The organism is Promicromonospora iranensis (genome assembly GCF_028994805.1).
GTDB classification, from domain to species: domain Bacteria; phylum Actinomycetota; class Actinomycetes; order Actinomycetales; family Cellulomonadaceae; genus Promicromonospora; species Promicromonospora iranensis.
Window position 1 is genome coordinate 1 of sequence record NZ_JAJQQP010000004.1, and the last position, 13942, is coordinate 13942.

15 protein-coding genes and 1 pseudogene are annotated in these 13942 nt (G+C 67.9%); 11 read left to right on the forward strand and 5 right to left on the reverse strand.

Annotated elements, in window-relative coordinates:
• Positions 1-188: 188 nt before the first annotated feature.
• The 8 genes from LUM46_RS07095 to htpX all read left to right on the forward strand — a co-directional run bounded on the left by LUM46_RS07095 (position 189) and on the right by htpX (position 6676).
• The gene (locus LUM46_RS07095) at positions 189-485 is read left to right on the forward strand and encodes a hypothetical protein (RefSeq protein ID WP_274993090.1); all 297 of its coding nucleotides are present in this window, start codon (positions 189-191) and stop codon (positions 483-485) included.
• Complete coding sequence (locus tag LUM46_RS07100; protein ID WP_274993091.1) at positions 482-1795, forward strand: hypothetical protein; 1314 nt, start codon at positions 482-484, stop codon at positions 1793-1795. The genes LUM46_RS07095 and LUM46_RS07100 overlap by 4 nt, the downstream gene beginning before the upstream one ends.
• A gap of 20 nt (positions 1796-1815) precedes the next feature.
• Positions 1816-2457: a hypothetical protein gene (locus LUM46_RS07105; protein ID WP_274993092.1), complete on the forward strand. Its 642-nt coding sequence runs from the start codon at positions 1816-1818 to the stop codon at positions 2455-2457.
• Positions 2454-3131 carry a hypothetical protein gene (locus LUM46_RS07110; protein ID WP_274993093.1) on the forward strand — a complete coding sequence of 226 codons (678 nt, stop codon included), beginning with the start codon at positions 2454-2456 and terminating at the stop codon, positions 3129-3131. The genes LUM46_RS07105 and LUM46_RS07110 overlap by 4 nt, the downstream gene beginning before the upstream one ends.
• Complete coding sequence (locus LUM46_RS07115) at positions 3128-3484, forward strand: hypothetical protein (RefSeq protein WP_274993094.1); 357 nt, start codon at positions 3128-3130, stop codon at positions 3482-3484. The genes LUM46_RS07110 and LUM46_RS07115 overlap by 4 nt, the downstream gene beginning before the upstream one ends.
• Positions 3481-4071, forward strand: a complete 591-nt coding sequence (locus LUM46_RS07120; protein ID WP_274993095.1) for a hypothetical protein — start codon at positions 3481-3483, stop codon at positions 4069-4071. Before LUM46_RS07115 ends, LUM46_RS07120 begins: the two co-directional genes overlap by 4 nt.
• Positions 4072-4190: 119 nt before the next feature.
• A complete protein-coding gene (locus LUM46_RS07125; protein ID WP_274993096.1) occupies positions 4191-5594 on the forward strand; it encodes an FAD-dependent oxidoreductase in 1404 nt (467 codons plus the stop codon).
• Between the two features lie 140 nt (positions 5595-5734).
• A complete protein-coding gene (gene htpX, locus LUM46_RS07130) occupies positions 5735-6676 on the forward strand; it encodes a zinc metalloprotease HtpX (protein WP_274993097.1) in 942 nt (313 codons plus the stop codon).
• Between the two features lie 24 nt (positions 6677-6700).
• On the opposite strand, the gene LUM46_RS07135 is transcribed toward htpX, so the two are convergent.
• Positions 6701-7447: a potassium channel family protein gene (locus tag LUM46_RS07135; RefSeq protein ID WP_274993098.1), complete on the reverse strand. Its 747-nt coding sequence runs from the start codon at positions 7445-7447 to the stop codon at positions 6701-6703.
• Between the two features lie 108 nt (positions 7448-7555).
• Between LUM46_RS07135 and LUM46_RS07140 the strand changes: the two genes are divergently transcribed.
• Positions 7556-8050, forward strand: a complete 495-nt coding sequence (locus LUM46_RS07140; protein ID WP_274993099.1) for a YajQ family cyclic di-GMP-binding protein — start codon at positions 7556-7558, stop codon at positions 8048-8050.
• A 729-nt stretch (positions 8051-8779) separates the two neighbouring features.
• Positions 8780-8890: pseudogene (locus LUM46_RS26690) on the forward strand (IS5/IS1182 family transposase); the annotation flags it as partial.
• A 23-nt stretch (positions 8891-8913) separates the two neighbouring features.
• Here the strand turns inward: LUM46_RS26690 and LUM46_RS07145 are convergent.
• The 4 genes from LUM46_RS07145 to LUM46_RS07160 form a co-directional block, all read right to left on the reverse strand.
• The gene (locus LUM46_RS07145) at positions 8914-9795 is read right to left on the reverse strand and encodes an AraC family transcriptional regulator (RefSeq protein WP_274993100.1); all 882 of its coding nucleotides are present in this window, start codon (positions 9793-9795) and stop codon (positions 8914-8916) included.
• 70 nt (positions 9796-9865) lie between these two features.
• Positions 9866-10807: an alpha/beta hydrolase gene (locus LUM46_RS07150; protein ID WP_274993101.1), complete on the reverse strand. Its 942-nt coding sequence runs from the start codon at positions 10805-10807 to the stop codon at positions 9866-9868.
• A 278-nt stretch (positions 10808-11085) separates the two neighbouring features.
• The gene (locus LUM46_RS07155) at positions 11086-11358 is read right to left on the reverse strand and encodes a Rossmann-fold NAD(P)-binding domain-containing protein (protein WP_274993102.1); all 273 of its coding nucleotides are present in this window, start codon (positions 11356-11358) and stop codon (positions 11086-11088) included.
• A gap of 691 nt (positions 11359-12049) precedes the next feature.
• Complete coding sequence (locus LUM46_RS07160) at positions 12050-12472, reverse strand: MarR family winged helix-turn-helix transcriptional regulator (protein WP_274993103.1); 423 nt, start codon at positions 12470-12472, stop codon at positions 12050-12052.
• Between the two features lie 151 nt (positions 12473-12623).
• On the opposite strand from LUM46_RS07160, the gene eno reads away from it, so the two are divergent.
• The gene (gene eno / locus LUM46_RS07165) at positions 12624-13931 is read left to right on the forward strand and encodes a phosphopyruvate hydratase (RefSeq protein ID WP_274993104.1); all 1308 of its coding nucleotides are present in this window, start codon (positions 12624-12626) and stop codon (positions 13929-13931) included.
• The last annotated feature ends 11 nt before the right edge of the window (positions 13932-13942 follow it).

A 13942-nucleotide genomic window follows, 5' to 3' on the forward strand; every position in this document is an offset into this window, starting at 1 on the left:
TGGCTTCGTTCCTGGAGCAGGCTGCTCAGACGCTGCAGGACGTGGACCAGCAGCTGGCCAGCGGCATCGGCGGCTGACACCAGCGCACCACGCACCACGGGGCGGTCCCGGGCCAAGGCCTGGGGCCGCCCCGCCGTTGCGGATCCTGACGGCTCGGCCGACCCACCCGCGACACAAGGAGTGAACCCATGACCGACCAGCTCGTGGTCGACGTCGACCTGCTGCTCGAGACCGGCAACGACCTGACTGCCATCGTGAACGAGTTCGACGGTGCGGACTCCTACGCGGACCGCGTGGCCGACGCCGTCGGGGACGACACCCTGGCCGATGCCGTCCGCGACTTCTCCAGCGAGTGGAAGAACCGCCGGGAGAAGATGAAGGAGTCGATCGCCAACCTCGCCGAGCTCACGACGGCCGTCGGCACGCAGTTCCAGGACGTCGACAAGCAGCTCGGGGCGTCTCTCGACCAGGGGGCACAGGCATGAGCTGGGAGCCGCTGGCGAGCAGCAACCCGATCCCGGGCGACCCGACGGTGTCGCAGAGTGCCGGCACGTACTACGGCACGATCGCCGAGTCGATGGCCGACGCGTACACCGCACTGGGTGTCATCGAGAACATGGAGGGCTTCCAGTCCGACGCCGTCGAGCAGCTGCGCGGCAAGGCGGAAGACGTGAAGGCTGAGGTCGTCAAGGCGAAGGACCGCTATGCGGCAGCCTCCGCGGCGCTCACCCAGTACGCGATCGACCACCAGGACGCGCAGGACGCAGCCCACGCCCTCCTGCTCAGGGCGCAGGACGCGCAGGCGACCGTCGAGGCGGACCAGCGCGCCGCCGACGCCGCCAGGACCGAGTTCGACAGCGCCGTGAACACCTCCCGGACGTCGGGCGAGGAGCTCGACTCCGACACGCGGACCGCGCTGAGCAACGCGAGCTCCGCGGTCGAGTCGTCCAGCGCCGTGCTGTCCGGGATCATCGGTCAGCTGCCCGGCATCGTCAGCGAGTGGCGCACCAAGGCGGGCAACGCGGCCACCACCATCAAGGAGGCCGCCGCGAAGGACGACCTCAAGGACGGCTGGTGGGAGAAGTGGGGCTCGAAGGTCGCGGGCTTCGTCTCCAAGTGGGCCGGCAAGATCGCGATGTGGGCGGGTATCGCCGCGCTGGTCCTGGGCTGGGTGCCCATCCTCGGGCAGATCCTCACGGCGATCGCGATCATCGCGACGGTCGCCGCGCTGGTCGCCGACATCGCCCTGGTGATGAACGGCGAGGGCGACTGGGTGAACGTGCTGCTCGGCGTGATCGCTGTCGCGTCGTTCGGTGTCGGGCGCTTCGTCGGTGCGTTCGCCAAGGCCGGGGCAGCCAAGGGGATGGCGCAAGGCGCGGCGCGGGGGACCCGCATGATTGCTCGCAGCCCGAAGTTCGGCAGTCCGCTCACCCGGTCAGTGGTGCGGAACGCGTGGCCCAACGCGACGAAGGCCTTCAAGTCGGTTCCGTACACCAAGCTGAATCCGGTGAGCTGGTTCAGGTCCGGGGCCGCGTCCTTCGCTGGGCTCACCGGCAAGGCGCGGTTCATGAACTTCATGGGGCATGGCGAGGCGGCACGTGCCTATCAGACCTTGAGGAACGCTGACGGAGTGGCTCAGTTCGCGAAGAACGCGACCGGATACGTCGGCACCATGGGCCGGCTTGGCTCGCTCAACCCGGCCAAGGTCGGCAGCTTCGGGTCGGCGCTCGTGCCGTACACGACGGACATCGCGGCGAACTCGACGCTGCTCTACCGGGACGTCCGCACATGGTGAGCGACATGGGGGAGCCGACGATGGAACAGCAGGGTACGTCCTGGCGTCCGTGGGACGAGGACCAGGTCTTCACCTTTCCGGAACGGGAAGACTGGATCTTCTGGGTGACCGGTATGGGCGACGGAGGAGCCGAGGAGATCGCCGCGACCCGTGAGTGGGGAGCGGGCAATCCGGCAGTGATCGGCGCTATTCAGGCCATGGACCAGGACGCTGTCGAGGATGGGGACGGCAACGCGTGGGGCGCGGGTGTCTGGCTCCCGGCGGAGCACGGTCACCAGGTCCGTGCCGGCGTGCTGATCAAGACTTTCCCTGACCGGGGCCACCCGAAGAAGGCATACCGAAAGTTCCGGAAGCAGGCGGCTCGTGTGCCACAGGTTCCGGGGGTGACGATCACCGGCTACGACGTCGACGAGGGGGAGGTGGATTTCGGCCCGCTCGTCGTGCAGGGAATCGACACCGTCAACGACGCGGGCGAAGTACAGATCTACTGGTTCGTCACGCTCTTCAGCGACGGCAAGGACGAGGTGGTCCGGCTCGAGTTCCAGACCTTGTACGCACACCTGTCGGAAGAGATCGGGGCCCAGGTCAGCGACCTGATCTCACACGCCTACTACGGGGTCAAGCCCGGGTCCGCCCTGTCGAAGGAGCTGGGGCTCGAGTGAGCCTGGAGATGCGGGACACCGAGGCGGGCGTGGAGACCGAGCCCGGCGACGAACCGACCGACCTCCAGGTCGCCGCGGCGGCTGCCTTCCGCGAGGCGGCCACGTCCTGGGCGTTCGTGTACCCCCGCGGCTGGTGGACCGTCCCGCTGACGGACCCCGCGCAGATCGACGGCGCGGTGCGCAAGATCGTCGTCGACCGGCTGGGCCGCCGGGACGACCGCGCCCAGGCACGGCGCGAGGCGCGGCAACACCTCGCTCAGGCCGCGCACGGTGCCGCCGACGACGGGGGGACCAGCCTGGCCGTCTTCAGCATGGAGGTCGGTGACGTCGCGATCACGGGCACCATGGCCGTGTTCCCCTACACGGTGGCGGAGGGCGCCCGGGACGAGCTGATGGCGAGCATCACCAGTTCGCTGTCGGGAGCCGACGTCGACCGGCAGACGCTCGACGACGGGTGGGTGCTGCGGGCCGTCCGGCAGAGCGAGATCACGCGGACCGACGCGGAGGGCAACCCGGTGCTGCCCGAGCTCAGGGCCGACTACTGGACAGAGCGTCGTGGTCTCGACAAGATTCTCCAGGTGTCATTCACCACGCCGTTCGTGCCTCTCCGCGCCGCGATGCTCGAACTCTTCGACGCGATAGTCCTGTCCCTGCACCCGGTGGTTCGCGGATGATCGTCGCGGCACCACAGCTGCCGTCGGACGACCCCGGTGCGCTGGCGATCGTCACCGGCATCCTTGCGGCGCTCGTTGCCTGCTTCTTCGTGTTCTGGGTGCTTGGCGGCTATCGCTTCTTTATCGGGGACCTGTCGAACTACACGAGGCTGTGGGATCCGTTGCGGCCCACTCTGCTCATCATGCTCGGCATGTTCGTCGCCGTCGGACTTTTCCTCGGTGCCGTCTGGCTGGAGAATCGTGACCGCGACGCGGCCCAGGACCGCTACGACGAGTGGTCCCAGCAGCAATGGCTCGAGGAACAGCAGAGCCTCGAGCCCACCCCCACCGCTACGCCATCGGAGCAACCATGAACGCGAACGCCCGCAAGAAGCTCTGGATCGGCGTTCTGGTCCTGTTCGCCCTCGCCTCGGTGGTGCGCCTCGTCCTCACCGTGCAGCGCGACGGCCTGGGTGACAGCACCCTGTGGATCGCGCTGGTCATCGTCCTGCTGATCTGCGGGGTCACGGTCGCCGTGGTGCTCGCCCGGGCCGGCGGGGTGGCCGCGAACGCCCGGCAGAACCGGCCTGACGTCGGCGTCGTCCCGGTGTACTCGACGGCGGAGGCCGCCGACGAGGCCGCCGCGTACGCGGGCTCGGGCCGCGGTCTGATGGGTATGGGCGGCAGCCCGATGGCCCTCGTGGTCACGGGCGCCCAGATCGAGGTCTGGGTGGGTCGCCGAGCCGACGCTCCCACCTGGACCCTGCGCCGGCCCGTGGACGCCGCGGTGGTGCAGGCGGTCTATGGGAGCCGGTCGGTGGACGCGCTGCGGCTGTCCGACGGCACCGCGTCCGTCACCGTCGTGCCCGCCTACAGCCCGCTGCGCGCCATGGGCGGCAGCAGCCAGGAGGACCTGCGGCGCGCGGTCGCCGAGGTCGGCGCGACCGGCCCGCGCGGGTGACGATCCCACGCGGACAGCGTGAAACATGAGACACCCGGTGAGGTGATCCTTACCCTGTCGGTAGAATCAGGACCGGCCTTCGCTTCCCCTCCTGACCTCGACCCGGAAGGCGCCCCTCCGTGAGCACCACCCGACCCCTGCGCGTCGCCGTCGTCGGCGCCGGCCCTGCCGGCATCTACGCGAGCGACATCCTGTCCAAGACCGACCTCGACGTGAGCATCGACCTGTTCGAGCGCCTTCCCGCGCCGTTCGGTCTGGTGCGGTACGGCGTGGCCCCGGACCACCCGCGCATCAAGCAGATCATCGTCGCGCTCCACAAGGTGCTGAGCCGCGGAGACATCCGCCTGCTCGCCAACGTGGACTACGGCGTGGACGTGAAGCTCGAAGACCTGCGCCAGTTCTACGACGCCGTCATCTTCTCCACCGGCTCCATCAAGGACGCCGAGCTGGACATCCCCGGGATCGACCTCGACGGCTCCTACGGCGCCGCCGAGTTCGTCTCCTGGTACGACGGCCACCCGGACGTGCCGCGCACCTGGCCGCTGGAGGCGGAGCAGGTCGCCGTGATCGGCGCCGGCAACGTCGCCCTCGACGTGGCCCGGATCCTCGCCAAGCACGCGGACGACCTGCTCCCCACCGAGGTCCCGGCCAACGTGTACGAGCTCCTGAAGACCTCCCCGGTCACGGACGTGCACGTGTTCGCGCGCCGTGGCCCGGCCCAGGTCAAGTTCTCGCCGCTGGAGCTGCGCGAGCTGGGCCACGTGCCCGACGTCGACATCGTCGTGTACCCGGAGGACTTCGACTTCGACGAGGGCTCCGAGTCCGCCATCAACTCGTCGAACCAGACCAAGCAGGTCGTGAAGACCCTCGTGGACTGGACGCTGAAGGACCCGGCGCAGAACACGGCGTCCCGCCGTCTGCACCTGCACTTCCTGCACGCCCCCGCCGAGGTGCTCGGTGAGAACGGCAAGGTCGTCGGGTTCCGTACCGAGCGCACCGCGCTGCAGGGTGACGGCACCGTCAAGGGCACCGGCGAGTTCGTCGACTGGCCCGTCCAGGCCGTCTACCGCGCCGTCGGCTACTTCGGCTCGTCGCTGCCGGAGATCCCGTACGACGACGTCAAGGGCGTCATCACCAACCGCGAGGGCCGGGTCGTCGACATCGACGGCAACCAGGTTCCCGGCGTCTACGCGACGGGCTGGATCAAGCGTGGCCCGGTGGGCCTCATCGGTCACACCAAGTCCGACGCCTCGGAGACGGTGCGTCACCTCGTCGAGGACGTCACCGGCGTGGCCGACGGCGAGGCGCCCGGCGACCTGGACGGCGGCCGGACCGCTCCGCAGGGCGAGCCGGAGGCCGTCACCGAGTTCCTCGCCGGCAAGGGCGTGGAGTACGTCGAGTGGGCCGGCTGGGAGCTCCTGGACGCGCACGAGCGCGCGCTCGGCGAGGCCCAGGGCCGCGAGCGGGTGAAGGTCGTGCCGCGCGACGAGATGATCTCGATCAGCAGGACCCTGTCGAAGTAGAACTGGGGCGAGACAGAACTGGGGCGGAGCAACCACGTGGTTCGCTCCGCCCCAGTTCTGTCTCGCCCCAGTTCTACTTCGACGGCATTGTGGGAACCGCCGCCCGGCGCGGCACGTTCGGCTGGGAGGAAAGGAGTGCGATGCACAGGCACTACAACGGGCTGAAGACCGCCGCGCTGTTCGGTGGGATGTGGGCCGTGATCCTCGGGCTCTGGGCGCTCTTCGCGCGCGGCTCCAGCGGCATGCTGTGGATCTTCGTGCTCATCGGGCTGGGCACGACGGCCTACGGATACTGGAACTCCGACAAGCTGGCGATCCGCGCGATGCGCGCGTATCCCGTCACCGAGCTGCAGGCGCCGGAGATGCACCGCATCGTGCGGGAGCTGTCCACGGCGGCGCGTCAGCCGATGCCACGGCTGTACATATCGCCGACCAAGGCGCCCAACGCGTTCGCCACGGGACGTAACCCGAAGAACGCCGCGGTGTGCTGCACGGAGGGAATCCTGCAGCTGCTGAACGAGCGCGAGCTGCGCGGCGTGCTGGGACACGAGCTCATGCACGTCTACAACCGCGACATCCTCACGGCGTCGGTCGCGTCCGCACTGGCCGGCCTCATCACGGCACTGGCGCAGTTCCTGCTGTTCTTCGGCGGCGGTGACCGCCGGGAGGGTGGCAACCCGCTCGCTGCGCTCGCCATGGCGCTGCTCGCCCCGATCGCGGCGATGCTCATCCAGATGGCGATCTCCCGCACGCGTGAGTACGACGCCGACGAGGACGGCGCTCGGCTCACCGGCGACCCGCTGGCGCTGGCCTCCGCGCTGGCCAAGCTGGAGCAGGGCACGCAGCGCGCGCCGCTGCCGCAGGACCGGGAGCTCACCAACGTGTCCCACGTGATGATCGCGAACCCGTTCCGCGGCGCCGGGATCGGTCGTCTGTTCGCGACGCACCCGCCGATGCCGGACCGCATCCGCCGTCTCGAGGCCATGGCCGGCGGGCCGTCGGGCGGCTACGGCCTGGGCGGGATCGGCGGGCCGACGTCGGGTCCGGACGCACCGCCCTGGGGCACACCGCCGGGCTACTGACCGCTGGGGTACCGGGGCGGGCGGCTACCGCGCGCCGCCGGCCTCGGCCGGCTCGGTGTCGCGGGCCCGGGCCAGCTCGGCCCGCAGGGCCCGCACCTCGGCCGCCAGGTCGTTGACCTGGGCGCGGGTGGCTGTGGCCTCGTCCTCCGCGGCCTCCTCGACCGTCTGCACCATCCAGGACGCGAGGGTCGCCGTGACCACACCGAGCAGGGCGATGCCGCCGACCATGAGCCCGGCGGCGATGAACCGGCCGGCCGTGGTCACGGGGAACTGGTCGCCGTAACCCACGGTGGTCATCGTGGTGATGGCCCACCAGAAGCCGTCGCTCAGGCTCTCGATGGTGGCACCCGGCGCGCCGCGCTCGGTGTCGGTGATGGCCAGGGCGCTGGTGAGGATCAGCAGGGCTGTGCCGCCCGTGGCGTAGGTGACCACGCGGCCGCGCAGGCGCTGCACACCCGTCCTGCTGAACCGCTGCAGCACCTTGACCAGGAGCAGCAGGCGCAGCGGCCGCAGCAAAGGGAGGACGACGACGACCAGGTCGAGCCAGTACCGCCGGACGAACTGCCACGTGTCGTCCGCCAGCAGGAGCCGCACGAGATAGTCGGCGGCGAACACGAACCAGACCGCCGTCATCAGTGTTCCGCAGAGCACGTCCGCCCAGCGCGGCAGACCGGGCACCGCGATGGGTAGCCCGTAGGCGACGAGGAAGATGACGGCCACCCCGATCAGCGGCCACTCGGTGCGTTGTCTCCAGAGATCGAGTCGCGACATGGTCCAGCAGCCTATCCGTTCGTCCTTGGCCTCCCGTGACGGATACGGTGGTGCCGAATCCCACTGGACGTGCAGGGGCGTCCGGATGTTACGAAGAAGGAGCACGACATGGCCGACTCGTCGTTCGACATCGTCAGCAAGGTCGACCGCCAGGAGGTCGACAACGCGCTGAACCAGGCGGCGAAGGAGATCTCGCAGCGGTACGACTTCAAGAACGTCGGCGCCTCGATCGAGTGGAGCGGCGAGAGCATCGCGATCGCCGCCAACTCGTCGGAGCGGGTGCTCGCTGCCCTCGACGTCTTCGAGACCAAGCTGGTCAAGCGCGGCATCTCCCTCAAGTCGATCGACGTCGGTGAGCGCGAGCCCAAGCCGTCCGGCAAGGAGTACCGGCTCGCGGCCACCCTCAAGGAGGGTCTGGCGGGGGAGTCCGCGAAGAAGGTCACCAAGATCATCCGCGAAGAAGGCCCCAAGGGCGTCAAGACGCAGATCACCGGGGACGAGGTCCGCGTGACCAGCAAGTCCCGCGACCAGCTGCAGGAGGTCATGGCGCTGCTGAAGGGCTCGGACCTGGACTTCGCGCTGCAGTTCACGAACTACCGGTGAACATGCAGGTCAGCAGTCTGTTTTGGGCTGCCAGTCCGCACACAGTCCGCAAGAGCGGGCGATGAGCACGGACTAACGGGTGGTTGCCGGGATACCGGTGGCCGCCCGTTCGGTCTGTCAGGAGGACTTCGCGGCCTCGGTCGTGGGCTGTGCGGACAGTACGGAGGGGATCGGGCAGTGGGCAACGATCTACTCCGTGAGCGGCGCGAGGCACTGGCCTCACGTGTGCGCCCCGGCGAACCCATGTCCCGCGCCGAGCTCGCGGAAGCCGTGAACGCCATGTCTGGGCGATGACCGGGGAGCGCACCACCCTTGATGCCCATGCGATAGCTCGCTACGAGCGAGGCCAGTCGCGCTGGCCTGGGCAGCAGTATCGCGACGGTCTGCGTGCCGTCCTCGGTGTCGCGACGGATGCCGAGATCGGCTTCTACCCGACCAAGCGCGGAAGCGCGGCGCGAGAAATTGGTCATCTGTCGCCATGGGAGATGGATACGCTAACCGGGCTGGCCGACCTGGGGAGCAAGTACGTGGGGCGCCCGCGCAACAACCCATGCTCGACATCAAGCCTTGGTTCACGGAGATGGGCCCGCGTGGTGATACGCACCAGCCCTCATGGGTCAGCGAGATGCTTGGTCACTACTTCGCCTCCGCATCGAAGGAACTACCCCAGTCCTGGCTTTGCGCAGTCCGCAGATAGCCCGCACGTGCCCCCCACTATGCGCCGTGCGGTTCAAACGCCTCCGCACCCGCTACGAGGTCCGCGGCGATCTCCACCTCGGACTCATGTACCTGGCTCGCGCCATCATGTGCTGGCGCAAACTCCCAGGCCGGTCATTCTGAAACGAGGTCTTAAGGGAGTCGATCTATCCAAAGCGCTTCGCGTCCTGGCTTGGGGCGAGTCCGAAGGCGCGCTTGTAGTCGCGACTGAATTGAGCCGGGCTTGCGTATCCGACCGCCTCTGAGACAGCAAACATGTTGCAAGACTGCAGGGCCACAAGTCGTCGCGCTTCGTGAAGTCGTAGCATTTTGTGGTATTGCGCTGGGGTCGTCCCTGTTGCATCTTTGAAGAGGCGATAGAAAGTCGCCACGCTCATCCCTGCGCGTAAAGCGAGATTCTCCACGGAGATCGGTGTATTGAGGTGGCTGTGCATCCAGTCGGTCACCTGGCCGATTCTGGTCAGCGTCTCTTCGGCACGCACCATTTGCAGTAGCGCGTCTCCGCCCTCGCTGTTGAGTACGCGGTACAGGATCTCTCTTTTCACGCCTTCCGCGAGGATGTGGGCGTCCGCTGGGAGTGCCATGAGCTGCACCAGTCGGAGGGTTGCCGAAAGGGCAGAAGGAGGCAGGGGGTGGACGCTTACTGGCTCTGCCCGCGCCGGTGGTCGCGCCGGCATCCGTGCGATCAGTTCGCCGAGAACTTGCCGGTCTATCGTCAATTCGACGGCGAGGTATGGTGTCTCTTCCGTGGCTTGAGTAATTTCAACCAGCGCGGGAAGATCGACGGCCATAAGTACAATCTGCCCGCCGTGATAATCGATCTGCCGACTACCGAGGATTAGCCGTTTTGCACCCTGTAAGACGACATACAGCGTTGGGTGGAAGAGCGTGGGCACGGGGGCGACAGGTTCGCGAGTCACGTGTAGCGCCACGCCGCCTATCAGCGCGTGCTCCTCGGGACGGTTGAATGCAAGGACGACGCGCTCGCGCAATTCCGCTTCGATGGCGGCGCTATCACATGGTTCCATGTTGACCTGCTCGGTCGCGAGGAAGGACGTGCCCGCCGTCGATGTCAGCCTGCGGGCACGTCCTACCTACTCACTTCATGTGGGTGTCGAACCACTCCAGGATTCGCTTCGGGTGACGCTGGAAATACTTGTAAGCATCCCACCGGGCCGTCGCGTCCTCGATCCAGAACATCTCCTTCTCCGTCGCACCGAGGGACACGTAAGCCTCCTCGAGGTCGTAGGGGCGGGTGATGGCGTCGTCATAGACGCCGTACGTCATGGTTGGCATCGTGACTGACGGCGCCCAATCGCTGACGTTCCCATCGGCGAGCGGCTTGCTTGTCAGCAGCTGGAATCGCCGATCCACCTCGTCGACGTACTCACTCAGGCCAGCACTCTCCAACGTCGCCTCCACGAACACGCGCGGAGACAGCAGAAGCGGCGCCACCAGGCACGCGACGTCGTCGAAAACGCGAGGGTCGGAGTGGATCGCCCGGAACGTCACACTGGCACCCATGCAGCGGGCAAAGATGCCTAGCGTCATGGAAGACAGATCCGATCGGGAGCGGATGTAGTTCAGAGTGCCGATCACATCACGTGTCTCGAAACGGTTGTTCGACATCCGGTTGCCGTTCGCGTCGCCGCTGAGACCGCAGTTGCGGAAGTCGAAGGCAAGCACGTTGTAGCCGGCGTCGTGAAGGACCTTGTAGTCCAGATTGAAGTCGATCTCGGTGTCGTTCCCCGGGCCGAATGCCGACTTCCACGGCTCGATGTGGCTCGGGAAGCCATACCTGTTGAATCCGAACGCGTGCATGCAGACGATCAACTTGGTGGAGCCCTCAGAGGGGATGAACCATCCCTCGAGTGGCACGCCGTCGGATGACGGGTACGAGACGTCCTCGTAGCCAAGGCCCTGATTCATCGGGGTCCGCAGGATGGGCGATCGGGAGGCGTACCCGAGGCCCGAGGCCAGCGACTCGATGGTGGATTCCGCTGTGGTGTCGAGGAGCCGAGTGGTGACGCTGTCAGCCATGCCAATTCCCTTCCTGGAAATCTCAGTCGTGAACTACTACTCCTCGACGCTACCCAGCAACCAGTGGGTGGTGAATGTCCACCGCAGTCAATTGCTTGCCAAATTCTCTCACGCGCGTCTTCTCGCCCATCAGACGTCGCGGCCTACGAACTGGCGGCTACCGATGAACCCTGCGTGTGGCTCACCGGTTGCGTCGTCCGACCGCTCGCCTCCCACGGCTCCGCCGAGTCTGGGTCGCCAAACCGGATCGTGGTCGCTCATCGGCGGACTGGAGACGGTCACGACGCGGCGATGTGGTCGCCGCTGTCGAGGTCCTCGAGCAGCGTCGGATGGCCCGGCGCCCATCCGAGCAGCGCTCGGGTGTGCTCGCCAGAGGCTGGCGCCTCGGCACCGTCGATGGTGACCATGAACGGGTTGTCGAAGTGTGCTGCGGCGTCCGCGGGATCAACCGACCGGGCAGGGACGCCGAGTTTGTCGCCGATCTTCTCCGCAATGCACCTGAACGGGATCGCGGTTTCGCCGACGCCGTGCAGTGCGCTGCCTGCCGGCACCCTTCCAGGGCAAGGCCATGCAGGCGGGCGGCATCGAGGCGGTGGACGGCGGGCAGCGGTTGGAGCCCTCTCCGACCGTAGGCCGAGATGCCGGTCCTGCGTGCGGTCGCGATCAGCATGTCGATGAAGCGCTCGGCCATATGCGGACGGAGCACAGCGAAAGCCTGGGTTGGCCGAACTCCCCGCAGAACGGTACCCAGGATGGAGTTTCCCCGTGAGTTCGTGCAGCTTCAGGCATCACAATTCCTGAACGTCCCGCTGTCGGTGCTGCGGTACACGGCTACCCTCTGACCCGAGCTTGTACTTCCCGGGTTTGAGGGGGAATCGAAGACCCGGAAGGAGTTGCCCGCTCTTTCGCAGATTGCGGCGATGTCGGTCCGCAGATAGTCCGCAAGAAGTCCGCACCAGACCGTCCGCCTCAACACGACCAACGGCCGGGAGCGTTGGAATTCCAACGCTCCCGGCCGTTGTCGCCCCCGCCCACCCATGCCATATGTCCGGACTGCGATCCATGAACTACCGGTGAGCAGCCGCTGAGTACGGGCTGACGGGTGGTCGCCGGGGTACCGGTGGCCGCCCGTTCGGTCTGTCAGGAGGACTTCGGCGGCCTTGGCCACGGGCTGTGCGCCCCTGGACGAGCTTTCCGTCCAGTCGTCCAGAAGTGGGCAGACCCGCACCGTGAAGGCTCGGGTTAGCGGGCGGCGAGCCGGTCCAGCAGAGCGGCACTGCGTGCGAGCAGTGCCTGTTCCTCGTCGGTGAGCTCGGCCTCGATGGCTTGCGCGAGCCAGCCGGCCCTGCGTCCTCGTTCCGCTTCGAGCGCGGCGCGGCCCGCGTCCGTCAGCTCGACGAGCGCCTTGCGGCCGTCGGTGGGGTGCGCCCGGCGGATGATCAGGTCCTGCTCCATGAGCAGCCCCACCACCCGGGCCATCGACTGGGGGCGTACCCGCTGGTCGGCGGCGAGGTCGCTGGTGGTCATGGCGCCGTCTCGGTCGAGCGCACCGAGTACGGCGACCTGGCCCAGCGGGATGCGGTCCTCGTGCTTGACGCGTCGGGTGAGCTTGCCCATCGCGGTGCGCAGCTCAGCGGCGATCGCGGCAGATTGCGGGGTGGGCACAGGTCAGTTTACCTCCCCGATCACCAGGACAACTGTGCACCTAACCTGCACACCTTAACTGTGCAGTCTTGCTGTATGGTCTGGCGATGTCGGGCTCAGCGCCAGCGTCGTCGCAGCCGGGCCACGGCACACGACAACGGGAAGGACTCCCATGTCCACACGTACAGCCGGAACCGTCAACGCCAGCATCGAGAAGGTCACCGGCCGCCGGATCATCGACAGCCGGGGCAACCCCACGGTCGAGGTCGACATCGTCCTGGCGGACGGGTCCCTGGGGCGTGCGGCGGTCCCCTCCGGCGCCTCCACCGGCGCCCGGGAGGCCGTCGAGCTGCGCGACGGAGACGCCGCGCGTTGGCACGGCAAAGGAATCGACCGCGCGGTGGCCCACGTCAACGGCGAGATCGCGGCGTCGGTGCGCGGCCTGGACGCCGTCGACCAGGCCGGTCTCGACGCCGCGCTCGTCGCCCTCGACGGCACCGCCACGAAGTCACGGCTCGGCGCCAACGCCGTCCTCGGCGTCTCCCTCGCCGCCGCCAAGGCCGCCGCGGCGGCCCACCACCAGCCCCTGTACCGCTACCTGGGCGGCGAGGGCGCCCACCTCCTGCCGCTGCCGATGATGAACATCGTCAACGGCGGCGCCCACGCCGACAACCCGCTGGACTTCCAGGAGTTCATGATCGCGCCCGTCGGCGCGGACACCTTCGCCGAGGCCGTCCGCATGGGCAGCGAGGTCTTCCACACCCTGCGCAGCGACCTGCTGGCCGCCGGGCACTCGACGGGTGTCGGCGACGAGGGTGGCTTCGCGCCCACGCTGCGTACCGCCGAGGAGGCGCTCGACTTCGTGATGGCCGCCATCGAGCGCACCGGATACCGCCCCGGCGCGGACATCGGCCTGATCATGGACCCGGCGTCCTCGGAGTTCTTCCGCGACGGGGTGTACGACTACGTGGGCGAGGGTGTGCGCCGCACCCCCTCCGAGCAGGCCGACTACCTGGCCGGGCTCATCGACGCCTACCCGGTCCTCTCCATCGAGGACCCGATGGCGGAGGACGACCTGGACGGCTGGCGCGAGCTGACCGCCCGCGTGGGCGACCGCTGTCAGCTCACCGGCGACGACGTGTTCTGTACCAACGAGGCGTTGCTGCGCGAAGGCATCCGCACCGGCGTCGGCAACTCGGTCCTGGTCAAGGTCAACCAGATCGGGACCTTGACCGAGGCGCTGGCCACGGTGGCCACGGCGCACCAAGCGGGCTGGACGGTCGTCATCTCGCACCGGTCGGGCGAGACGGAGGACACCACCATCGCGGACCTGGCGGTGGCGACCGGCTGCGGTCAGATCAAGACCGGCTCCCTCTCCCGCTCCGACCGCACGGCGAAGTACAACCAGCTGATCCGGATCGAGGAGGAGCTGGGCGACGCGGCACGCTACGCCGGCCGCTCCGCGCTGCTCCAGGCCTGAACAGGAAGCAC